This is a genomic window from Streptomyces sp. NPDC053431, assembly GCF_044544925.1.
GTDB lineage: Bacteria > Actinomycetota > Actinomycetes > Streptomycetales > Streptomycetaceae > Streptomyces.
This window is the reverse complement of the sequence record NZ_JBITXX010000019.1, coordinates 26,917-48,705: the sequence shown is the minus strand read 5'-3', so window position 1 is coordinate 48,705 and position 21,789 is coordinate 26,917. Positions and strand designations below refer to the sequence as shown.

Genomic DNA, 21,789 nt, shown 5'->3' with positions numbered 1-21,789 from the left:
CCCCGCACCGATGACTATACGGATGTCCTACACGGTTGTCTATGACGGGCGTATAGATTCTTGGGTCTGCCCCGTGTCGCCCCGCCCCGCCCCGGCTCTGCGCGGTGGGCCCGCCGGTCAGTCCCTGCCCAGCACCACCGTCCCCGACGAGCAGAACCAGCCCCCCGTCCCCGACGCCACCGCCAGCTCCGGCAGTGAGCCGTCCGGGCGGCGGACCTGGAGCCCGGGTGCCTCGCCGCGCAGCTGGCGGACCGCCTCCACCAGGAGGAACAGGCCCCTCATGCCCGGATGGCAGGCCGAGAGGCCGCCGCCGTCGGTGTTCACCGGCAGGAGGTCCTTCTCCGCGAAGAACGCCCCGCCCTCGCCCTTCGCGCAGAACCCCAGGTCCTCCAGGGTCACGAGGGTCATGTAGGTGAACGCGTCGTAGATCTCGGCCACTTCGATGTCGGAGGGGCGCACCCCGGCCCGCTCGAAGGCCAGTCGGCCGCTCACCGCGGCCGGGGAGACGGTGAAGTCCGCCCACTCCGACATCGTCGTGTGCGAGACGTGCTCGCCCGTGCCGAGCACCCACACCGGCGCCTTCGCCGTGTCCGGCACGAACTCCTCGGCCGCGAGCAGCACCGCGCAGCCGCCGTCGCTGCGGATGCAGCAGTGCAGCTTGGTGAAGGGGTCCGCGATCATCGGGCCGCCGAGCACGTCGTCGACCGTGATCGGGTCCCGGAACATCGCCTCCGGGTTGAGCGCCGCGTTCGCCCGCGCCCGGACGGCCACCTCGGCGAGCTGTTCCAGGGTCGTGCCGTACTCGTGCATGTGCCGGCGGGCGGCCATGGCGTACTTGGCGATCAGGCTGTGGCCGTACGGCACCTCGAACTGCAGCGGACCGCGCGACCCGAAGGAGAGGTTGCCGGTGCGTCGCCGGGCCCTGATGTCGGCGCGGGCGGTGGAGCCGTAGACGAGCAGGACGGCGTTGGCGTGGCCGGCGGCGACGGCGTCGGCGGCGTGTGCCGCCATGACCTCCCAGGTGGCGCCGCCGACGGCGGTGGAGTCCACCCAGCGGGGGCGGAGCCCCAGGTACTCGGCGACCTCGACCGGCGCGAGCGTGCCGAGGCCCGCCGAGGCGAGCCCGTCGATCACCGAGCGGTCGAGGCCGCTGTCCGCGAGGGCGCGGCGGGCGGCCTGGGCGTGCAGGGCGTAGGGGGTGGCCTCGTCGACGCGGCCGCAGTCGGAGAGGGATATGCCGACGACGGCGACGCGACGGCGGTCCCGTGGAGTGGTGGGCATGAATCTGACGGTACATCAGATTTCTTGCGCCGGGAGGCCCGGCGGGCTGTGCATCTGCTCCGGGCGGTCCTAGCATGACGCACCGTCAGATACGGAGGGGAGACCCATGCGTACCGCCGCCGTCACCGAAGAACAGCAGGAGATCCGCCGCACCCTGCGCGAACTCCTCGCCAAACGCGCCGGACCGGCCGAGACCCGGGCCGCCGTCACCACCCCCGAGGGCTACGACACCGCACTCTGGGCCGCCCTCGCCGGCACCCTCGGCCTGCCCGGACTCGCCCTGCCCGAGCGGTACGGAGGGGTCGGCTGCGGCCCCGCCGAGCTCGCCCTCGCCTGCGAGGAGACCGGTCGCGTCCTCGCCCCCTCCCCGCTGCTCGCCACCGGAGTCCTCGCCGCCCCGCTGATCGCCGCCCTCGGCACCGAACGGCAGCGCGCCGAGCTCCTGCCCCGGATCGCCGACGGCACCCTGACCTGCGCCCTCGCCCTCCCCGGCGGCTCCCTCCCGCTCGCCCTCGGCCTCACCGGCGACAACACCGCCGAATCCTGGGCCGGCGACGGCCGGGCCGGCGGCATCCAGGCCGCCCGGCCCGACGGCACGCGATGGACGCTGTACGGCGAGGCCGGCCACGTCCTCGACGGGCACAGCGCCGGACTGCTCGTGGTCGCCGCGCACACCGGCGGTTTCCCGCGCAGCCGCACCCTGCTCTTCCTCGTACGCGCCGACGCGGCGGGTCTCGTACGGCGCCGGCAGCCCACCCTGGACGTCACGCGCTCCCAGGCGCTCGTGGAACTCCGGGATGTGGAGGCCGAGTTGCTGGGCGAGGAGCCGGCCGACGTGCTCGGCGCGCTCGCCGCGACCGGGCGCGCCGCGGCCGTCATGCTCGCCGCCGAGGCCGTCGGCGCCGCGCGCGGAGCGCTCGACAGGACCGTCGAACACGTCGGCAACCGCGAGCAGTTCGGGCGCCCCATCGGCTCCTTCCAGGCGGTCAAGCACCGCCTCGCCGACCTCCTCGTCCAGATCGAGTCCGCCCGCTCCCTCACCGTCTGCGCGGCGGGGGAGGAGCAGGGCGTCACCGGCGTGCTCGCCCTCGCCCAGGCGCTGGAGGCGCAGCGCGCCGCGGCCGCCGAGGCCGTCCAGCTGCACGGCGGACTCGGCATCACCTGGGAACACGACGCCCAGCTGTACTTCAAGCGTGCCGCGGCCGACGAGCTCCTCTTCGGCCCGGCCCACCGGCTGCGCGCCCGCGCCGCCGAGTGCGAGGGCCTGTTCGGCGAAGGCACCGCCGGCACCGCCGGCACCGCCGGCGCTGCCGGCACCGGGTTCCCGGGGGAGGTGGCCTGATGCCGGTAGGGCTGCGCATGATGCAGAAGGTCTCGTCGACCCGCGCCTTCGCGAAGATCGCGCCGCACTTCATCCCCGCCATGGACCGGGCCGTGCACCGGCTCACCCGCGGCAAGGTGATGCTCAGCGCCCAGATGCTGCCCGGGGTCGTCCTCACCGCCAAGGGCGCCAGATCCGGGCAGCCGCGGGTCACCCCACTCGCCTGCATGCCGGAGGCCGGCGGCACCTGGCTGCTCATCGGCTCCAACTTCGGCCGTCCGGGGCACCCGGCCTGGACCGCCAACCTGCTCGCCCACCCGGACGCCGAGGTCAGCTGGCGCGGCGAGAGCTTCCCCGTACGGGCGCGGCTGCTCACGGGGGAGGAGCGGGCCGAGGCCTGGCGGGCGGTGCTCGCCTTCTGGCCGCCGTACGCCACGTACCAGGCGCGGATCGAGCGGGAGATCCGGCTGTTCCGGCTGACGCGCGGGTCGGGCGGGCCGGGCGGGTCGGGCGGGGGGTGAAGGGAGGTCGAGGGAGGTCGAGGGAGGTAGAGAGGAAGGCCGAGGAAGGCGAAGGAAGGCGAGGGAAGGCCGAGGAAGGCGAATGGCGGCGACGGCGAGTGGCGGGCGAGCGACGGCACGCGAAAAAGCCGGCGGCGGTCACGCCTCCCGCACCCCGGGTACGTGGGTACCCCGGTGCGGAACGCGGGACCGCCGCCGGCGCGACAGGACGCGTGAAGGGAGCCAGGTGCTCGCGGGGGGACTACTTCGTCGGCTTCTTCCCCGTGATTCCCAGGTGCACCAACAGGGCGAGGTTCGGCTTGAGTTCGGCCTGCTTCACGCCCCAGGTCTGGAAGCCCTTCTGGTGGCCGGCGACCGCCGCCAGCATCGCCACCAGCGAGCCCGCCATCGCCGCGGGGCTGACGTCCTTGTCGACCTTGCCCTTCGACTGGAGCTCCTTCACCGCGTCCGTCAGGGAGTTGGTGACCGAGTTCAGGATCTTCATGCGGATCTTGTAGAACCGCTTGTCGCCCTCCGCGGCCCCGAGGTCCACCACCCGCAGGATCGCGTCGTGCTTGCGCCAGAAGTCCAGGAATCCCTCGACCAGGTCCTCGGAGGTCTGCCAGCCGGCCTTGCCGACCCAGGAGCGACCGGAGACCAGCTCCGTCAACCCGGCGCCGTCCTTGGCCATTTCCTCCGCGATCTCGAGGACGGCGCCCTCGACGTCAGGGAAGTACTGGTAGAACGTCGCGGGTGAAGTACCCGCCTTCCGGGCCACGTCGATGACCTTGACGTCCCGATAGGGCGAGGAGCTGAGCATTTCACCGAGGCAGTCGAGCAGCTTCTGCCGCGTCGCCTGACCGCGTCGTCCGGCCACGCGGCCGTCGACGGTGCGTACTTGTCCTGTCATGCCGTCAGCTTACCGAGGGGTGATCGGCGCGCGATTCGGCCGACTGCAAATGGGGTGCGGCCCCCGCGGCGGGCCCGCCCGGACCCTCGCGCGCCCCTCGTTGAGCTTATTAACAGCCTGTGGACAACTTCGGTGGACAACCCAGGCGGGACAAGGGCTCGGCGGTGCGAATGGGGACAAATGTTCGCTTTCGTCCGGGTGGTCGTGGGGTGCGGGCCTCCGGGCGGGTGCCCATCCTGGAGCCATGGCGGAAATCGCAGAGGGCACCCCGTGCTGGGTGGACGCGCAGCTTCCCGACCTCGAGGCGGGCAAGCGCTTCTACGGTGAGCTCTTCGGCTGGCGCTTCGACCCCGACCGCGACGAGGCCCTGCTCCAGGGACGCCGGGTGGCCGGCCTGCTGCCGAAGCGGGACGGGCGGATGCCCACCACCTGGACCGTCTACCTCGCCACCCGCGACGCCGGCACCGTCGCCGAGCGGGTCAAGGCGGCGGGCGGGCAGATGGTCATGGAGCCGTACCCCGTCGGCCCCTTCGGTGTCCTGGCCCTCGCGGCCGATCCCGGCGGCGCCGTCTTCGGGCTGCGCCAGTCCGGTGACGACGACGGCTTCGAGGTCACCAACCGGCCCGGGGCCTTCTGCTGGATGGAGGTCTACACGCGGCAGCCCGACGCCGTCGACACCTTCTACGCCACTGTCTTCGGCTGGCTCGGCCGCCAGGTCGACCCCGGCGAGGAGGGCCGCGAGGGCGGCTTCGACTACCGCGTCTGGTCCCCGCCCGGCTCCCGCCCCGGCGACGACACCGCCTTCGGCGGCCGCGCCGTGATCACCGACGCCTTCCCCGCCGAGATGCCCGGCCATGTCCTCGTCTACTTCGCCGTCCGCGACTGCGACGAGGCCTGCGCCACCGCCGTCCGCCTCGGCGGCCGCGTCACCACCGACCCCTTCGACACCCCCCACGGCCGCATCGCCGTCCTCCACGACAACCAGGGCGCCCGCTTCGCGGTCCTGGCGGAGCCCGTGACGCGGCCCGCCGACGCCGACGACACGCCCGCCCGCACCGAAGCCGGGACCGGGGAGCCGCCTTCCGATATGAGCTAGGACACCCCGATCCGCCCCCGGGTTCGCAACCACCGCCCCGGACAGGAACAATCAGGGTCCACGGGGCCGTAATCTCATGGCCCTACGGGGAGGTGGCAGGCAAGTGGAGCAGCTGACGCAGCACGACCCGAGAAGGATCGGGCCCTTCGAGGTGCTGGGCCGGCTCGGTGCGGGCGGAATGGGCCTCGTCTATCTCGCGCGCTCGGCGTCCGGGCGGCGCGTGGCGATCAAGACCGTGCGGACGGAGCTCGCCGAGGACCAGCTGTTCCGCGTCCGCTTCACCCGCGAGGTGGAGGCCGCCCGGGCGGTCTCCGGCTTCTACACCGCGGCCGTCGTGGACGCCGATCCGCGGGCCGCCGTGCCGTGGCTCGCGACCGCGTACGTGCCGGCGCCCTCCCTCGAAGAGATAGTGAACGAGTGCGGGCCGCTCCCGGCCCAGGCGGTGCGCTGGCTCGCGGCCGGCGTCGCCGAGGCCCTGCAGTCCATCCACGGCGCGGGCCTCGTCCACCGCGACCTCAAGCCCTCCAACGTCCTCGTCGTCGAGGACGGCCCCCGGGTGATCGACTTCGGCATCGCGTCCGGCGTGTCCAACACGCGTCTGACCATGACCAACGTCGCCGTCGGCACCCCGGCCTACATGTCTCCCGAGCAGGCCCGCGACTCGCGCAGCGTCACCGGCGCCAGCGACGTCTTCTCGCTGGGGTCGATGCTGGTGTTCGCCGCGACCGGACACGCGCCGTTCCACGGGGCCAACCCGGTGGAGACGGTGTTCATGCTGCTGCGCGAGGGACCGGACCTGGAGGGGCTGCCGGACGAGCTGCGGCCGCTGATCGACGCCTGTATGCAGATGGACGTCGCCCAGCGCCCGACCCCGGCCGACCTGCAGGCCATGCTCGCCCCGCATCTGTTCGGCTCCGGTGAGGACGACAGCGGTACGGCCGCGGCCTGGCTGCCGCAGAGCGCCGTCGCCATGATCGAGACCCGGCGCGGCGGCCGGCCCAGCAGCACGCCGCCGCCCGCCCCGCCGATGCCGCCGCGCCCGCCGCGCGAGCCCGCGGACCGGGGCGGCGACCCGCGCGGCGGCGGCCGGCACGCCGGTCCCGCCGAGTCGAACGCCGGCGGTCCGGTGCGGCTGGCCGGCGCCGCGGTGCCGATCGGTCCCGGCCCCCGGGTCGCCGACACCCGCGCGGCCCTCCAGGTCGGCGCGGGCGCCGCGGCCGGCGGCGCGACCGGCTGGGTGCGCCCGCCCGGCGGCGGCTCGTTCGGTACGGAGCCCGGCCCGCCGCCCGGCTCCCGCCCGCTGCCCGGGCCGGCCCAGGCCCCGGAGGCGCAGCACACCTCGCAGGCCCCGGACCGGGCTCCCGAGGCGCCGGGGCACTGGCGGCCGTGGCGTTTCCGCATGTCGAACGACGTGTGGGGCACCCCGGTCGTGGACGGCGACCTGCTCTACGTGACCTCCTTCGAGGTGCACGCCCTGGACACGGCGAGCGGCCGGCGCCAGTTCAAGACGCGGGACGTGGCCTGGTCGATGGCGGTGGCCCAGGGCCGTATCCACGCCTCCGACGGACCCACCCTCTACGCGCTCGACGCCCACGACGGCGGTGAGCGCTGGCGGCTGCACACGGACGCCTGGGTGTACTCCCTCCGGGTGGACCGGGGGACCGTCGTCACCGGCACCCGCGGCGGCGGCGTGCAGGCCTGGGAGGCCTCCAACGGCGCCAAGCTGTGGGAGATCACCGGCGCGCAGACCGACTTCGAGACGGCCGAGGGCGGGCCGGCCGTGCACGGGGACACCGTGTACGTGTGGCGGGACGCCCGACTGCAGGCGCTGGACGCGCGGACGGGCGTGGAGCGCTGGTCGTACCCGGTCGGCGACGCCGCCTCCTGCGCGCACGTCCCGGTGCGGGTCGCGCCCGCCGAGGACGGCTGCGTGTACGTGGCGGCCGGCACCCGGGTGCTGTCCGTGGACGTCGCGAGCGGGCACGTGCGCTGGCACTTCGAGGCGCCGGCGGTGTTCCTCTCGCCGCCTGCCTACGCACCGGGTCCCGCCGTCACGGGCGGCGGGGTCTATCTCGCCGACCACCTGGGCACGGTGTACGCGCTGGACGCGACCACCGGCAAGGACCGCTGGCGGATCGCGACGGAGCCCCGGCAGTCCACCGAGCCGGTGCTCGTCGCCGCGGGCAACATCCACGTCGGCAGCGGCAGCGCGCTCTACACCCTGGACGCGGTCACCGGTACGCCGAAGTGGCGGTTCGCGGCGGGCGGTGAGCTGATCGGCTCGCCGGTGGTCGCCGACGGCCGGGTGCACTTCGGTTCGGCCGACCACGTGCTCTACACCCTGGACGCGAGCGGCGGTCAGCTGCGCTGGAAGCTGGCGACCGGTGGCGAGATCACCGGCTCGCCGGTGGCCAGGAACGGTGTCGTGTACGCGTGCAGCAAGGACCGCTGCGTGTACGCGCTGGACGCGGTGAAGGGGACGGCGACCAACCGGGGCGCGTGACGGCGGGCGCGGGACCCGCTGGGGACGCGGATCCCGGGCCCGACGCGTCGCGCCGGTGTCCCGTCCCTCCAGGTGTCCCGTCGCGCCAGGCGTCCTGTCCCGGGCTACGCCCGGTGATCCGGGGGCGGCGGGGTCTCGTCGCGTCCCGGGTCCCAGGGCACGTCCGAGGACGGGGGCGGCCCCTGCTCCGGGGGCGGTGCCTGCTCCGGCGGTGGGTGGGTGGCGGCGGGGCCCCCGTCCACCCGGGTGTAGTGGGCGCGCCGGCCGGACATGACGGCCGCGCCGAGGAGCAGCAGCACCCCGCCGCCCAGGGCCATGGCGACGCCGTGGTCGAGGCCTCCGCCGGAGGTGTCGACGTCCAGGCCGTTCTTCACCTGTGCCACCCGCACCATCCACAGGACGGTGAAGCCGAGCACGACGACTCCCGCCAGGGCGACGAGCAGGCGGGAGCGCAGCACGACCCCGAGAAGGGTGAGCAGGGCGGCGAAGGCGAACGGCAGCAGGATCGAGCCGATGATCTCGGCCTGGGTGTCGGTGATGCCGTCGAACAGGTCCTGGATGCGGTAGTCGCTACCGTGACGGCCGTCGTACCAGGCACGGAAGGGGCTCCAGACGGCGGCCGTCGCTCCGGCGAGTGCCAGGACCGAGCCGACGATGTTGCGGATCACCGAGCGGCCTCCTTCGGTCCGGGTCTCGGTCACGACGCTACGCCGGGTACCGGGGGCCCGCCACGCGGCGCCACGGCCCCGGCTAGGGTGACGCGAACACGACGAAACGAACGGGGAGGCGCGGTCATGGTCCGCACCAGGCTGAAGCTCGCGGCGACGCTCACGGTGGTGGTGCTCGCGCTGACCGGGTTCCAGACGAGCAGCAGCGGCGGCCACGGCAGCGGCAAGAGCAGCAGCAAGTCGGGCAAGAGCAAGAGCGGCGGCGGCGGCGGTGGCGGCGGCTGCTCCAGCTCCAAGAAGAAGAACGACGACTACGACGACTACGAGGGCGGCACCTCGGGCGGCTACGGAGGCTCGGGCAGCTCCACGTACACGCCGTCGCCGACCACGTCCCCCACGGCGGGTGTGGAGGTCTTCGTCGTCTCCTGTGTCGAGCCCGCGCAGAAGAAGCGCAAGGGCAAGCCGGCCCGCAAGGCCGACACCACCGCCACGCTGAAGATCGTCTCGCGGGACGCGACCGCGGCGACGTACAAGGTGGTCCTGGAGTTCAAGGGCTCGAACGGTTCGGCGGTCGACCGGGCCGAGGCCGTGGTGAGCGTCGACGGGCACGCGTCGAAGGCCTTCGAGGTCGCGATGAAGAACCCGAAGGCCGTTGCTCAGGTGAAGAACTGCTACGTGTACGACGTGCGGAAGCAGCCGGAGGGCTCGGCCACCCCGACCCCCACCCCCACGGGCACCGCGACCCCCACCGCGAGCGCGCCCTGAATCAGGCACCCCTCGGCGTCCAGTAGGGTGACGTGGGCCTGTCAATCTCCCTTCCGGACAGGCCACATCACTCTGTCTGCGCATTCGCACATACTCAACGGGGGTTGAAGCGTGAAGCTTCGTCATGTCCGAGCCATCGCTGTCTTCGGTATCGCCGTCGTCGCCCTGACCGGCGCCCGCGGCTCCCACGGGGCCGGCTGCAGCGGCGGCCACGGCGGCAGCGGTTCGAGCAACAACTCCAGCCACTCCAGCAGCGGCTCCGACGGCAACTCGAGCAGCTCCTCCGGCAGCGTCAGCGGCGTCGGCGGCTCCTCGCGGGACCGCGCCGCGCGCGACGTCAAGATCGACGAGTGCGCGCTCAGCGCGGACGGCAAGAACCTGGTCGCCAAGGTGACCGTCTCCAACAACGACTCCTCGGCGTACCTCTACGACGTCACCCTCCAGTTCAAGGGCGACGCCGGGAAGACCGTCGACCTCGCGCTGGCGAAGGTCGAGGACCTGCGGGTGGAGGGCGGCGGCTCCAAGTCGGCCGAGGCGAGCACCCCGTACACCGGCTCCGGCAACGGCTCCGAGTACACCCGCTGCGAGGTCACCTTCGCCGACCGCACCATCGGCTGACGTCCTCCACCACGGGAGGCCGCTTCAGCGCAGCCGGAAGCCGCCGCCCCCGCCCCGCCCGGTGAACAGCTCGGCCTGCCGCTCCGGCGGCAGGTTCCCGAGCGTCACCAGGTGCGGCGCGTGGGCCAGGGCCTGCGCGCGGGCGGCCTCCTTGGCCGACCACAGGGCCCGTACGGTCCCCTGCACGGCCTCCGTCGGACAGCCGGCGATCACCCCGGCGGCGTGGCGTGCGGCCGCCAGCGCCTCACCCGTGGGAGTGAGTTCGCTGACCAGCCCCGTCTCGTACGCCCGTCGCGCGGAGATCCGCTCGGCGGTGCCCATGAGGGCCATCCGGGCGACCTCGCCGAAGGGCATCTTCTGCGCCATCTGGATGGTCTCGAAGGCGCTGACCATGCCGTAGGTGGTGTGCGGGTCGAAGAACTCGGCGCCCTCGCCGGCGACCAGGAACTCGGCCTCGCCGAGCAGGTAGAAGGCGCCCCCGCAGGCCATCCCCTCGACCGCGGCGACGACCGGTTTCCACAGGTCGTTGGCCTTGGGCCCGATGGCGACGAGCGGGTCGTCGATCGTGTACGGGGAGGAGGGCTGGGGCACGTCCGCGGCGGCGGTGCGGTCGATGCCGGTGCAGAAGGCCCGGCCGCCGGCGCCGGTGACGACGATCGCCCGGACCTCGTCCTCGTAGCGGAAGCCCCGCCAGACCTCGCCGAGCCGGCGGGCCATGTCCAGGGTGATCGCGTTGTGCTTGTCGGCCCGGTCGAGGGTGACGACGGCGATCCCGTGCTCCTTGTCCCGTTCGACGGTGACGCTCACGCGCGCTCCAGGAGCCAGCGGGGCACGGTCACACCGTCGATCTCGGCGAAGGCGACCTTCACGGCGGCGCCGATCCGCAGCCGGGCCGGGTCGACGGAGTTCAGGGGCGCGTCGGGGGCGGCCACGACGTTGCCGGCCAGGCGGATGCGGGGGGCGTCGGCGAGTTCGACGAGGACCGCGTTGTACGGGGCGAGGGCGGCGTAGTCGGGCAGCAGGGGCGGGTGCGGGACGACGAAGGACCAGATCCGGCCGCGCCCGGACATGAGGCGCCACGTGCTGTCGAAGGACTGGCAGTGCGGGCAGCAGGGGCGTGGCGGGAAGCGGAGTTCTCCGCAGTCGGGGGCGGCGCAGGCCTGGACGCGCAGTTCGCCCCGGGCGGCGTACTCCCAGAAGGGGGCGCCGTCCTCGTCGATGACGGGTGTGAGCAGGCCCATGGGGCTCTCCTTCTCGGACTCGGATTCAGGCGCGGAGCAGGATCGCGGACGTGGGCACGCCCTCGCCGGCGGTGACGAGGCAGGTGGCGGCGTCCGGGACCTGGGCGGTGGAGGCGCCGCGGAGCTGCTTCACGCCCTCGTTGATGAGGTTGAAGCCGTGGACGTAGGCCTCGGAGAGCCCGCCGCCGCCGGTGTTGAGGGGCAGCCGGCCGCCGATCTCCAGCGCGCCGCCTTCGGTGAAGGCACCGCCCTCGCCCCGGCCGCAGAAGCCGTAGCCCTCCAGGGAGAGCGGGACGAGCGGGGTGAAGGCGTCGTAGATCTGGGCGACGTCGACGTCCTCGGGGCCGAAGTCGGCGGTCTTCCACAGATGGCGGGCGGCGGTCCAGGCGGGGCCGGAGAGCGGGTCGTCGTTCCAGTAGTTGACCATGCCGTGGTGCTGGGCGGGCAGGCCCTGGGCGGCGGAGTGGACGTAGACGGGGCGCTGCCGGCAGTCGCGGGCGCGCTCGGCGGAGACGATGACGCAGGCGAGGGCGCCGTCGGTCTCCAGGCAGTTGTCGAAGAGGCAGAGGGGTTCGCTGATCCAGCGGGAGGTCATGTACATCTCGCGGGTCAGCGGGCGGTCGTACATGATCGCGGCCGGGTTCTGGTTGGCCCGGTTGCGGCAGGCGAGGGCGACGTTGAAGAGGTGGTCGCGGGTGGCGCCGTACTCGTGCATGTAGCGGCGGGCGAGCATGGCGATCTCGTCGGCGGGCCGGACGAGCCCGAAGGGGCGGGTCCACTGGCCGGGGGTCGGCAGCTGGACCTGGGTGTTCTTCCAGGGCCGCGGCCCGGACCCGCGCTTCCGGGACCGCCAGGCGACGCCGACGGAGGCCTGCCCGGTGGCGACGGCGGCGGCGAGGTGCCCGACGGTGGCGCAGGAACCGCCGCCGCCGTAGCCGACCTTGGAGAAGAAGGTGACGTCGCCGGCGCCGACGGCCTTGGCGACCTCGACCTCGTCGGTCTCCTCCATGGTGTACGAGGCGAAGGCGTCGACCTCGGAGGGGGCGATCCCGGCGTCGTCGAGGGCGGCGAGGATCGCCCGGCAGGCCAGGGTCTTCTCGGACTCCGGGAGGTGTTTCGCGAAGGGTGTCTGACCTATCCCGACGATGGCTGTGCGGTCCTTGAGCACGGCAACCCCCTCGATCGTCCGCTGTGCTGACAGCGCGTCAGGCTACAGCTAATCTGACGGATAGTCAGCTACGGGGTTCCGGCGGGAGGGACGGGCGATGGAGTACGGCTCGATACCGGAGTTGGTGCGCTGGGCGGCCGAGCGGTACGGGCCGGGGGAGGCGGTCGTCGAGGGCCGCACCCGGGTCTCGTACGCCGAGCTCGGCGCGCGCGTCGAACGGGCGGCGGCCGCGTGCCTGGCCACCGGCGTACGGGCGGGGGACCGGGTCGCGATCTGGGCGCCCAACACGCTGGACTGGATCGTCTCGGCGCTCGGCGCGGTGACGGCGGGCGCGGTGCTGGTGCCGCTGAACACGCGCTTCAAGGGGGCGGAGGCGGCGGACGTCCTGGCCCGCTCGCGGGCCCGTCTGCTCTTCGTGACCGGCACCTTCCTGGGCACGTCCTACGTGGCCTCGCTGCGGCGCGCGGATGCGGAACTGCCGGACCTGGAACGGGTGGTCGTGTTCGGCGACACGGCACCGGACGAGCCGGGATACGTGACGTGGAAGGCGTTCCTGGCGGAGGGGGACGCGGTACGGGCGGAGGAGGTCCGCGCGGGGGCCGGGCGGGTGGCCCCCGGGGACCCCTCGGACATCATCTACACCTCGGGGACGACGGGCCGCCCCAAGGGCGCGGTGATCACCCACGGGCAGACCCTGCGCTGCTACGAGGTCTGGAGCGAGCTGGCCGGGCTGCGCGAGGGGGACCGCTACCTGATCGTGAACCCCTTCTTCCACACCTTCGGCTACAAGGCGGGGGTCATCGCCTGCCTGCTGCGGGGCGCGGTGATGATCCCGCAGCCGGTCTTCAACGTGGACACGGTGCTCGCGAACATCGCTGCCGAGCGCGTCTCGGTCCTGCCGGGTCCGCCGACCCTGCACCAGTCCCTGCTCGACCACCCCGCCCGCTCCTCGCACGACCTGTCCACCCTCCGCCTGGTCGTCACGGGCGCGGCGGTCGTGCCGTTGCGGCTGGTGGAACGCCTGCGGGGCGAACTGGGCGTGGCCACGGTCCTCACGGCGTACGGCCTGTCGGAGGCGAGCGGGATCGTGACGATGTGCCGCCGCGGGGACGCGCCGGAGGTGGTGGCGCGGACCTCGGGCCGGGCGATCCCGGACACGGAGGTCCGGCTGTCGCCGTCGGGCGAGGTCCTGGTCCGCGGCTTCAACGTCATGACCGGCTACTTCGAGGACGAGGAGGCGACGGCGGCGGCGATCGACCCGGACGGCTGGCTGCACACGGGCGACGTGGGGGTCCTCGACCCGGAGGGCAACCTCCGGATCACCGACCGGATCAAGGACATGTTCATCGTCGGCGGCTTCAACGCGTACCCGGCGGAGATCGAACAGCTCCTGGGCCTGCACCCCGACATCGCGGACGTCGCCGTCATCGGCATCCCGGACCCGCGCCTCGGCGAGGTCGGCAAGGCCTTCGCGGTCCGCCGCCCGGGCGCCCGCGTCACGGCCGACGACCTGATCGCGTGGTCACGTCGCGAGATGGCGAACTACAAGGTGCCGAGGCAGGTCGAGTTCGTCACGGAACTGCCGCGGAACGCGAGCGGGAAGGTGCTGAAGGGGGTCCTGCGCGACCGATGAGGTGTGACCGGGGTCACCGGGCTGGTCCGCGTGGTCACCAGCTCCATGACGTTGATCGAGGCGTATCACGGCAAGTTCCCCTACGCGGCGTGGGAGTGGACGCTCTCACACGTCGTGGTCGAGCCGGTCACGGAGGATGTCGCGAACGCTGCCGTCTCCCTCCTGAGGGCGGCCGGCCTGCACGGCCACAAGTACGCCGTCGACGCGGCGCTCGCGGTGATCGCCGGGCGGCAACGCGGGCTGGTGACCGTGTTCACGTCCGACGAGGACGACATGGCCAAGCTGTGCCCGCCGCAGGTGATGGTCAGACGTGTCTGACCCCGGCACGCAAAGGGCCCGGACCGGTGTTGCCGGCCCGGGCCCTCCCCCCTGCGCGCGCATGGCGTGCCTCGCCCGGGCACGGCGGGCGGTCCCCACCACCCGTCGTACCGGACATGATCGATCCTGACCTAGGTCGAACGCGGGTGCGAGGCGGCGTCGACTACTTCGTCAGGTCGATGCACGGCTGCATCCGCGAGGCGGAAGGCGAGGCCGATGGTCAGGTCGAGGGTGTGGGCGAGGTAGCCACCGAAGGCCATCACCCTCAGCGTGTCTCCGAGGCCCTGGCCGCCGTGCAGGTCGGGGAGCCAGAACGCGGCCGCCGCGGCGCAGAAGAGCCACCACTTGGCGAGGTCCTTGGCTTGCTTCTTCACGCCGCGATCCTGGCACGACGAAGGGGCCGGGCTGATGCCCGGCCCCTTCTTGTCGGGTCGTCCGGTGCGACGGGGCCCTTGCCCGAGGATTCCCCCCGGTCCTCTCGGGCGCCCCCGAGCCCCGCACTCCGTCCGCCCCGCTCGGTCCCGGCGACTCCCCCGATGGCGTCGCCGGAACCGTCCCCGTGGCGTGTGGCTTAGTTGAGCGGCTCGGACGTGGCGTGCATGTCCATCGTCGTGATCTCGCCCGGACCGGTGCCCGTGACCTTCTTGGTGATGGCGTCGATCGCCGGCTCGGACGTGGCGTGCATGTCCTTCGTGGTGATCTCGCCCTCGGTGCCGCCGGTGGCGTGCATGTCCTGGGGCGTCACGACCGCGTCCTTCTCGATCGGGTTGCTCATCTCGTCAACTCCTGCGTCTCATGAGTGGTGTCGGCGCGGTCCGTCCGGCCGCTCCCCCGTGACCAGCCGGGCGGACCGCGCATGGCCGCTCACCCTAGTTGCCCGGAGTGACGGCGGTGTCGATGACCCGTGTGCCCCCCGACGCGACGGATCGACAAGAAGAATCCTGCCGGTCGGCGATAAACGAACGATGAACGTGCAGGCCGTGGAGGAACGGCGGGGCTACGCGGCCGCGATGGGAGCCAGCAGCCGGCGGACGTCGGCCGCCTCCGGCGCCCCGAGCGACTCGAAGATGTCCAGCGCCTCCTGCCAGCAGACCTGGGCGCGCCCCGACTGGCCGATGCCGTCGAGGGCCCGCCCGAGCACGGTCAGCACGTTCCCGCGCCGCCACTCGCCGCCGATGCCGCGCAGCACGGTGAGCGCCATCTCGGCGTTGGACGCCGCCTGGGCGTGCCGCCGTGCCGCGATGTCCACCTCCGAGAGGCGGAACAGGGTCATGCCCTCCCACAGCCGCTGCCGGCTGTCCCGGAAGACCTCCAAGGCCTCGCGCAGCCGGTCGACGGCGTCGCCGAGCTGCTTGGCCTCGGTGAGCGCGAGCCCCAGTGCGTACCGCCCGTTGGCACCGCGCAGCGAGTGGCCCATCGAGTCGTAGATCCGGGTGCCCTCCTCGGCGAGCGCGATCGCCTGCGCGGTGCGGCCCATCGCCAGGTGGATGCGGGAGAGGTTGCACAGGGCGCTCGCCTCGCCGGGGCGGTCGCCGATGCTGCGGAACCGCTCGATGGCGTGCGCGAGGTGCACCTCGCCCTCCTCGAAGCGGTTCTGGTACAGCGCGATGATGCCCCGGGCGTTCGCCGACCAGCAGGCGGGCAGCGGGTCTCCGGCCGCGTCCGCGTGCGGGAGGGCCAGCTCGGCGTCCCGGTCGGCCTCGCTGAAGCGGCCCGCGGTGTGGTGGACGCCCGCCAGCGCCATCAGCGCCCGGCCCTGGGCCCGCGCGTCGCCGTGGTCGTGCGCCGCGTCGCGGACGAAGCAGCCGACGGCCTCGAACTCCTTCGCGTTCGCGCCCGACTCGCCCAGGTCCAGCGCCGCCCACAGCAGGTCCACCGCCCGGCGCAGGGTCCCCGGGGTCGTCGCCGACTGGCGGACGCAGGCGAGGAGGCAGTTGGCCTCGGCGTAGAGCCAGTCCTGGGCGGCGTGGCGGTCGGTGAAGGTGAGGCCCTCGTAGTGGGTGGGCTCCAGGTGGTCGACGAGCCGGTCGCCGGGGCGCTCGATGGCGTAGACCCGGGAGGCCGTCGACAGGTAGAAGTCGAGCAGGCGGGAGAGGGCCAGCTCGCGTTCCGCCGGCGGCTCCTCGTCGCGTTCCGCGCAGGCACGCGCGTAGAGGCGGACCAGGTCGTGGTAGCGGTAGCGGCCGGGTGCCGCGGACTCCAGGAGCGAGGTGTCGACGAGTGCCTCCAGGAGGTCCTCCGTCTCCCACTCCGGCAGATCGAGTACGGCCGCGGCCGCGGCCAGCGAGATGTCCGGGCCGTCCGCGAGACCGAGCAGCCGGAAGGCCCGGGCCTGGGCCGGCTCCAGCTGGCCGTAGCCGAGTTCGAAGGTGGCCTTGACCGCGAGGTCGCCGGCCTGCAGCTCGTCCAGCCGGCGCCGCTCGTCCGCGAGCTTGGCGGCCAGCACCGAGACCGTCCAGGTGCGCCGCGCGGCCAGCCGCGACGCGGCGATCCGGATCGCGAGCGGCAGGAAGCCGCACGCGGCGACCACGTCCAGCGCGGCCTCGCGCTCGGCCCGCACCCGCTCCGCGCCCACGATCCGGGTGAAGAGCTGCAGGGCCTCCTCCGGCGACATCACGTCCAGGTCCACCAGGTGCGCCCCCGCCAGGTCCACCATCCGGATCCGGCTGGTCACCAGGGCCGCGCAGCCGGCCGTACCGGGCAGCAGCGGGCGGATCTGGGCGGCGTCCCGGGCGTTGTCCAGCAGCACCAGGACCCGGCGGCCGTCGAGCGTGGAGCGGTAGAGCGCGGCCCGCTCGTCGAGGGAGTCCGGGATCGCGGAGTCGGGCGTGCCGAGGGCGCGCAGGAAGGCGCCGAGGACCGTCTCCGGGGCCGCCGCCCGGGAGCCCGCGCCCTGGAGGTCGACGTACAGCTGTCCGTCGGGGAAGTGCGGGCGGGCCTCGTGGGCGACGTGCACGGCGAGGGTCGTCTTGCCGACGCCGCCGATCCCGGCGAGCGCCGAGACCGCCATGACGGAGCCCTCGGCCGTGGCGAGCCGGTCGCCGAGTTCGCGCACGAAGGCGGAGCGGCCGGTGAAGTCCGGGACGGTCGCGGGGAGCTGGGCGGGGCGGGCGACCGGCGCGGCGGCCGGGGCCTGCTCCTCGACCGGGCGGGCGAGTTCCGCGTCGGCCTGGAGGATGCGCTGCTGGAGCCGGGAGAGTTCGGGCGTGGGGTCGACGCCGAGCTCGTCGGCGAGCAGGCGGCGGGTGTCGGCGTAGACGGCGAGCGCCTCGGCCTGTCGGCCGGAGCGGTAGAGGGCGAGCATCAGCAGCTCGCGGAGGCGTTCGCGCAGCGGGTGGGCGGCGGTGAGCGCGGTGAGCTCGGAGACGGCCTCGGCGTGCGCGCCGACCTCCAGGTCGAGGTCGAGCCGGGACTCCAGGAGCTGGAGCCGCCACTCCTCCAGGCGGGTGCGCTGGGTCTCGGCGTACGGGCCCGGTACGGAGGCGAGCGCCTCGCCGTCCCACAGGGCGAGCGCCTCGTTGAGCCGGTCGCGGGCCGCCCCGCGCTGCCCGGCGGAGCGCAGCTTCTCGGCCTCGGCGGCGTACTCGTGGGCCTCCGCGAGGTCCAGGGCGAGGCCGGTGCCGCCGGCCCGGATGGCGTAGCCGCCGGACTCGCTGACGAGGACGCCGGGGTCGAGGATCTTGCGCAGCCGGGAGGCGTAGGTGCGGACGGCGGCCAGGGCCTGGGAGGGCGGGTCCTCGCCCCAGATGGCGTCGATGAGCTCGGAGGCGGTGGCGGTGCGGCCGTCGCGGAGGAGGAGGGCGGCGAGAAGGGCGCGCTGCTGCGGCGACCCGGTGGGCAGCACCTGCCCGCCCCGCGAGGCCCGCACGGGACCGAGCACCCCGAACCGCAGCCCACCGCCGGGCATACCGGAGCTCCGCTCGCCGCCCGTTCCGGGCGCGTTCGAGCGCTGCTCGGCGGCCGGCTCGGTGCCGGTTCCGCCGGGGCCCGTCACCGGAGTCCGCTGCTCCGGAACGCGCGGCCCGTTCTCACGGTCCATTAGCTCCCCCTGCCCGTACCGCTGGTTTCGCCCAAGACAGTCTGCCTTGTCCGGAGGGGGCGCGTCAGCATCGGGTCGGCCGTTCACCGGCCGTCCGGCACGGTTCCGGAGCGGGCCGCGCCCACGATAGCTGACGGATCGTCAGATCGGCGCTACCGTGAAACGCATGGAGAGCTTCCCCAAGATCATCTCGGTGGACGACCACACCGTGGAGCCCCCGCACGTCTGGCAGGACCGGCTCCCGTCCCGCTACCGCGACTCCGGCCCCCGGATCGTTCGCGCGCCCCTGAAGGAAATGACCTTTCTGGGCGGAAAGTTCGCCCCCGTGATGGGTGCCAAGGGGGACGAAGGCCCCATAGGCGACTGGTGGGTCTACGAGGACCTGCACCGCCCCCTCACGCGGCTCGACACCGCCGTCGGCTACGACCGCGACGAGATCCGCCTGGAGGTCATCACCTACGAGCAGATGCGGCCCGGCTCGTACTCCGTGCCGGAGCGGCTCGCCGACATGGACGTCAACCACGTCCAGTCGGCGCTCTGCTTCCCCACCTTCCCCCGGTTCTGTGGCCAGACCTTCACAGAAGCCGCCGATCGTGAACTCGGTCTCCTCGGCGTGCGCGCCTACAACGACTGGATGGTCGAGGAGTGGTGCGGCCCCGAGGCCCGGGGCCGGCTGATCCCCCTCACCCTGATCCCGCTGTGGGACCCCGAGCTCGCCGCCGCCGAGGTGCGCCGCAACGCGGCCCGCGGCGTCCGGGCCGTCGCGTTCTCCGAGATACCGCCGCACCTCGGGCTCCCGTCGGTCCACACCGATCACTGGGACCCCTTCCTGCGGGCCTGCGACGAGACCGGCACGGTCGTCGCCATGCACATCGGCTCGTCCAGCCGGATGCCGTCCACCTCGGCCGACGCCCCGCCCGCCGTCGGCTCCACCATCACCTTCGCCAACTGCTGCTTCTCGATGGTCGACTGGCTGATGAGCGGCAAGTTCGAGCGCTTCCCGAACCTGAGGATCATGTACGCCGAGGGACAGATCGGCTGGATCCCGTACATCCTGGAGCGCGCCGACGTCGTCTGGGAGGAGAACCGCGGCTGGGGCGGCGTGGCCGAAAAGGTGCTGCGCCCGCCGTCGGAGCTGTTCGCCGAGCACGTCTACGGCTGCTTCTTCGACGACGCCTTCGGGCTCCGGAACCTGGACGCCATCGGGGTCGGGAACGTGCTGTACGAGACCGACTACCCGCACTCGGACTCCACCTGGCCCAAGTCCCGCGAGGTCGGTGAGGCGCAGATGGGTCATCTCCCGGCGGACGTCGTCGAGCGGATCGTGCGGGGCAACGCGATCGACCTGCTGGGGCTGACGGAGGACGGTCTCTGGCGCCCGTGAGCCCCCCCCGCACGCCGGACGGCCCCCCGCCCGCGCGTCACGCGCGGACGAGGGGCCGTGCTCCCGGCGCGGACCGCCGAGCGATGTCAGTAGCTGCCGGTGCGCGTGTACTTGAGGCCGCCGACGGTGTCGGTGAAGCCCTGCGCGTAGGAGGTCACGCCCGCGTCGTTGACCACGGCCGTGTAGCAGCTGCGGTTGCCCGGAGTCACCGTGCAGCCGTAGCTGCGGCCGTCGGAGTTGCGGATGACCTTGGCCTGGGCGCAGGCCTTGCCCGCGGAGGCGTTGCCGCAGTCGAACTGGGCGTAGTCGAGGGTGATGCGCGCCCAGGCGGTGCGGCAGCCCGAGTTGTAGCGCAGTTCGATGGTGCCCAGGTAGGTGCCGAAGCCCGGGTCGTAGAGCGCGGCCGACTGGACGGTGCTGGTGGTGCCGCCGCAGCCGAGGGAGGCCGGGTCGCTGCCGTCGTAGGTGGCGGCCTGGGCGGAGCCCCCGGTGAGGGTGAGGGCGCCGGCGGCGAGGAGCAGGGCGGTGCCGGCCTGGGCGGTGCGGCGCAGCAGGGTACGCATGGAGTTCTCCGGGGCGTGCGAAGGGGGCGTCCCGAGGGACGGGGGAAGGTGGAGCGGTGGAGAGGGGGAAGGAGTGAAGGGGCCGGGGCCTAGTAGCTGCCGGTCCGCGTGTACTTCGTGCCGCCCGCGGTGTCCGTGTAGCTCTGGGCGTACGAGGTCACGCCCGCGTCGTTGACCACCGGCGTGTAGCAGCTGCGGTTGCCCGCGGTCACCGTGCAGGTGTAGCTGCGGCCGTCGGAGTTGCGGATGACCCACGCCTTGGGGCAGGCGACGCCGGCCGAGGAGGTGCCGCAGTCGCCCTGGGTGTAGTCCATGGTGATGCGCGCCCAGGTGGTGCGGCAGCCGGAGTTGTAACGCAGCTCCAGCGTGCCCAGGTGGTTGCCGTGCGGGTCGGTCATGGCCGCCGACTGGACGGTGCTGGTGGTGCCGCCGCAGCTGAGCGAGGCCGGGTCGCTGCCGTCGTAGGTGGCGGCCTGGGCGGAGCCCCCGGTGAGGGTGAGGGCGCCGGCGGCGAGGAGGAGGGCGGTGCCGGCCTGGGCGGTGCGGCGCAGCAGGGTACGCATGGAGGGGTCCGTTCGTCCGGAGCGGCCGTCGCGGGACGGTCGCGGTCACATGGGGGGTGCCGGAGACAGGGTGCGGCTCCGGACCCCCGCACGTCTTGGACGAATGCGCACAGCGGGCCGGGTCCTGTCGTCGAACTCCCGTCGTCGCCCGGATGGCGTCGCGGGGCAGGCGGGAGTTCGACGACAGGGCCCAGCGGGCCGCCGTCGCACCTCTTGTCTGATGAGGCGTCAGCGGACAGCATGGGCCCCCGAAGCGAACTGACGGTACGTCAGATAGGGGAGTCCCATGGTCGTCTACGGGATGCAGCTGCCCGTCCAGTCCCAGAGCGCCCTCTACGCCGAGAGCTGGGAGGCCGCCGCCGGTCCCGCCGATCTGCTCGCCGTCGCCCGCGCCGCCGACGCGCACGGCTTCGACTACGTCGCGAGCTGTGACCACGTGGCCATCCCGCGGCGCCTGGCCGGGGCGATGAGCACCGTCTGGTACGACCCGGTGGCGACCCTGTCGTACCTCGCCGCGGCCACCGAGCGGGTCCGGCTGCTGTCGCACGTGGCCGTCGTGGGCCTGCGGCACCCGCTGGTCACGGCCAAGGCCTACGCGACCCTCGACCACCTCTCCGGGGGCCGGCTGGTCCTCGGCGTCGGGGCCGGGCACGTGCGGGAGGAGTTCGAGGCGGTCGGCGCGGACTTCGAAGGGCGCGGCGGGGTCCTCGACGAGACGATCGACGCGCTGCGGGCGGCGCTCGGTCCGGAGGAGTTCCCGGAGCACAGCGGCCCGCGCTTCTCCTTCCGGGACCTCGGGCAGGCGCCCCGGCCGGCCCAGGCGCGCGTGCCCGTCTGGGTCGGCGGCTCCTCGCCGGCCGCCGTGCGCCGGGCCGCGCTCAAGGGCGACGGCTGGCTGCCGCAGGGCGACCCGCGCGACCGGCTCGCCGAGCAGATCGCCAAGCTGCGGCGGCTGCGCGAGGAGGCGGGGATCGAGGCGCCGATCACCGTCGGCGCGATCACCGAGGCGCTGTACGTCGGCGAGCCCGGCTGGGACACCGGCCGGCGCACCCTGAGCGGCAAGCCGCAGGCCCTCGCCGAGTCCCTGCGCGCCTACGGCGAGATGGGCGTGCACCAGATCCAGGTGCGGTTCCGGTCCCGGAGCCGTACCGAACTCACCGACCAGATGGGCGCTTTCGCCGCCGAGGTCGCCCCGCACCTCACCTAGAAGGAGACCGG

At 73.4% G+C, this 21,789-nt stretch carries 21 protein-coding genes; 10 read left to right on the top strand and 11 right to left on the bottom strand.

Annotation, left to right across the window (positions count from 1 at the left end; genetic code table 11):
* Positions 1 to 117: 117 nt before the first annotated feature.
* Positions 118 to 1,281 carry a thiolase C-terminal domain-containing protein gene (locus ACIGXE_RS31700; protein ID WP_399752783.1) on the bottom strand — a complete coding sequence of 388 codons (1,164 nt, stop codon included), beginning with the start codon at positions 1,279 to 1,281 and terminating at the stop codon, positions 118 to 120.
* A gap of 106 nt (positions 1,282 to 1,387) precedes the next feature.
* On the opposite strand from ACIGXE_RS31700, the gene ACIGXE_RS31695 reads away from it, so the two are divergent.
* Both ACIGXE_RS31695 and ACIGXE_RS31690 read left to right on the top strand, forming a co-directional pair.
* Complete coding sequence (locus ACIGXE_RS31695) at positions 1,388 to 2,623, top strand: acyl-CoA dehydrogenase family protein (RefSeq protein ID WP_399752782.1); 1,236 nt, start codon at positions 1,388 to 1,390, stop codon at positions 2,621 to 2,623.
* A complete protein-coding gene (locus tag ACIGXE_RS31690; protein ID WP_399752780.1) occupies positions 2,623 to 3,123 on the top strand; it encodes a nitroreductase family deazaflavin-dependent oxidoreductase in 501 nt (166 codons plus the stop codon). Before ACIGXE_RS31695 ends, ACIGXE_RS31690 begins: the two co-directional genes overlap by 1 nt.
* 241 nt (positions 3,124 to 3,364) lie before the next feature.
* Here ACIGXE_RS31690 and ACIGXE_RS31685 read toward each other — a convergent pair whose 3' ends face one another.
* Complete coding sequence (locus tag ACIGXE_RS31685; protein ID WP_399752779.1) at positions 3,365 to 4,012, bottom strand: TetR family transcriptional regulator; 648 nt, start codon at positions 4,010 to 4,012, stop codon at positions 3,365 to 3,367.
* A gap of 244 nt (positions 4,013 to 4,256) precedes the next feature.
* On the opposite strand from ACIGXE_RS31685, the gene ACIGXE_RS31680 reads away from it, so the two are divergent.
* Together ACIGXE_RS31680 and ACIGXE_RS31675 are read left to right on the top strand one after the other, a co-directional pair.
* The gene (locus tag ACIGXE_RS31680) at positions 4,257 to 5,108 is read left to right on the top strand and encodes a VOC family protein (RefSeq protein ID WP_399752777.1); all 852 of its coding nucleotides are present in this window, start codon (positions 4,257 to 4,259) and stop codon (positions 5,106 to 5,108) included.
* A gap of 103 nt (positions 5,109 to 5,211) precedes the next feature.
* Positions 5,212 to 7,611 carry a PQQ-binding-like beta-propeller repeat protein gene (locus ACIGXE_RS31675; RefSeq protein ID WP_399752775.1) on the top strand — a complete coding sequence of 800 codons (2,400 nt, stop codon included), beginning with the start codon at positions 5,212 to 5,214 and terminating at the stop codon, positions 7,609 to 7,611.
* A 104-nt stretch (positions 7,612 to 7,715) separates the two neighbouring features.
* Here the strand turns inward: ACIGXE_RS31675 and ACIGXE_RS31670 are convergent, their stop codons facing one another.
* On the bottom strand, positions 7,716 to 8,279 hold the full coding sequence (locus ACIGXE_RS31670) for a hypothetical protein (RefSeq protein WP_399752774.1): 564 nt from the start codon (positions 8,277 to 8,279) through the stop codon (positions 7,716 to 7,718).
* 126 nt (positions 8,280 to 8,405) lie between these two features.
* Between ACIGXE_RS31670 and ACIGXE_RS31665 the strand changes: the two genes are divergently transcribed.
* Entirely contained in the window at positions 8,406 to 9,044 is a 639-nt protein-coding gene (locus ACIGXE_RS31665; protein WP_399752772.1) for a hypothetical protein, read from the top strand.
* 111 nt (positions 9,045 to 9,155) lie between these two features.
* Positions 9,156 to 9,662, top strand: a complete 507-nt coding sequence (locus ACIGXE_RS31660) for a hypothetical protein (RefSeq protein WP_399752770.1) — start codon at positions 9,156 to 9,158, stop codon at positions 9,660 to 9,662.
* A 24-nt stretch (positions 9,663 to 9,686) separates the two neighbouring features.
* Here ACIGXE_RS31660 and ACIGXE_RS31655 read toward each other — a convergent pair whose 3' ends face one another.
* Genes ACIGXE_RS31655 through ACIGXE_RS31645 form a run of 3 tightly spaced genes read right to left on the bottom strand, consistent with a single transcriptional unit; the run spans position 9,687 to position 12,071 of the window.
* A complete protein-coding gene (locus ACIGXE_RS31655) occupies positions 9,687 to 10,469 on the bottom strand; it encodes an enoyl-CoA hydratase/isomerase family protein (protein WP_399752768.1) in 783 nt (260 codons plus the stop codon).
* Complete coding sequence (locus tag ACIGXE_RS31650; RefSeq protein WP_399752766.1) at positions 10,466 to 10,903, bottom strand: Zn-ribbon domain-containing OB-fold protein; 438 nt, start codon at positions 10,901 to 10,903, stop codon at positions 10,466 to 10,468. Before ACIGXE_RS31650 ends, ACIGXE_RS31655 begins: the two co-directional genes overlap by 4 nt.
* Before the next feature lie 25 nt (positions 10,904 to 10,928).
* Entirely contained in the window at positions 10,929 to 12,071 is a 1,143-nt protein-coding gene (locus ACIGXE_RS31645) for a lipid-transfer protein (protein WP_399752765.1), read from the bottom strand.
* Positions 12,072 to 12,168: 97 nt separating this feature from the next.
* Between ACIGXE_RS31645 and ACIGXE_RS31640 the strand changes: the two genes are divergently transcribed.
* Both ACIGXE_RS31640 and ACIGXE_RS31635 read left to right on the top strand, forming a co-directional pair.
* Complete coding sequence (locus ACIGXE_RS31640; protein ID WP_399752763.1) at positions 12,169 to 13,704, top strand: FadD3 family acyl-CoA ligase; 1,536 nt, start codon at positions 12,169 to 12,171, stop codon at positions 13,702 to 13,704.
* Positions 13,705 to 13,707: 3 nt separating this feature from the next.
* The gene (locus ACIGXE_RS31635) at positions 13,708 to 14,022 is read left to right on the top strand and encodes a hypothetical protein (RefSeq protein ID WP_399752762.1); all 315 of its coding nucleotides are present in this window, start codon (positions 13,708 to 13,710) and stop codon (positions 14,020 to 14,022) included.
* Positions 14,023 to 14,153: 131 nt separating this feature from the next.
* Here ACIGXE_RS31635 and ACIGXE_RS31630 read toward each other — a convergent pair whose 3' ends face one another.
* The 3 genes from ACIGXE_RS31630 to ACIGXE_RS31620 all read right to left on the bottom strand — a co-directional run bounded on the left by ACIGXE_RS31630 (position 14,154) and on the right by ACIGXE_RS31620 (position 18,061).
* Positions 14,154 to 14,396: a hypothetical protein gene (locus ACIGXE_RS31630; RefSeq protein ID WP_399752760.1), complete on the bottom strand. Its 243-nt coding sequence runs from the start codon at positions 14,394 to 14,396 to the stop codon at positions 14,154 to 14,156.
* Positions 14,397 to 14,593: 197 nt separating this feature from the next.
* Complete coding sequence (locus ACIGXE_RS31625) at positions 14,594 to 14,797, bottom strand: hypothetical protein (protein WP_399752758.1); 204 nt, start codon at positions 14,795 to 14,797, stop codon at positions 14,594 to 14,596.
* A gap of 222 nt (positions 14,798 to 15,019) precedes the next feature.
* Entirely contained in the window at positions 15,020 to 18,061 is a 3,042-nt protein-coding gene (locus ACIGXE_RS31620; protein WP_399752757.1) for a BTAD domain-containing putative transcriptional regulator, read from the bottom strand.
* A 166-nt stretch (positions 18,062 to 18,227) separates the two neighbouring features.
* On the opposite strand from ACIGXE_RS31620, the gene ACIGXE_RS31615 reads away from it, so the two are divergent.
* Positions 18,228 to 19,445, top strand: coding sequence for an amidohydrolase family protein (locus tag ACIGXE_RS31615; protein WP_399752755.1), 1,218 nt, complete (start codon positions 18,228 to 18,230; stop codon positions 19,443 to 19,445).
* A gap of 86 nt (positions 19,446 to 19,531) precedes the next feature.
* On the opposite strand, the gene ACIGXE_RS31610 is transcribed toward ACIGXE_RS31615, so the two are convergent.
* Both ACIGXE_RS31610 and ACIGXE_RS31605 read right to left on the bottom strand, forming a co-directional pair.
* Positions 19,532 to 20,008, bottom strand: a complete 477-nt coding sequence (locus ACIGXE_RS31610) for a DUF2690 domain-containing protein (RefSeq protein WP_399752753.1) — start codon at positions 20,006 to 20,008, stop codon at positions 19,532 to 19,534.
* An 89-nt stretch (positions 20,009 to 20,097) separates the two neighbouring features.
* Positions 20,098 to 20,571, bottom strand: coding sequence for a DUF2690 domain-containing protein (locus ACIGXE_RS31605; RefSeq protein WP_399752751.1), 474 nt, complete (start codon positions 20,569 to 20,571; stop codon positions 20,098 to 20,100).
* Positions 20,572 to 20,857: 286 nt separating this feature from the next.
* Here ACIGXE_RS31605 and ACIGXE_RS31600 point away from each other — a divergent pair, with 286 nt between their 5' ends.
* Positions 20,858 to 21,778 (top strand): LLM class F420-dependent oxidoreductase, encoded by a 921-nt coding sequence (locus tag ACIGXE_RS31600; protein ID WP_399752749.1) that lies wholly within the window; start codon positions 20,858 to 20,860, stop codon positions 21,776 to 21,778.
* Positions 21,779 to 21,789 lie beyond the last annotated feature (11 nt).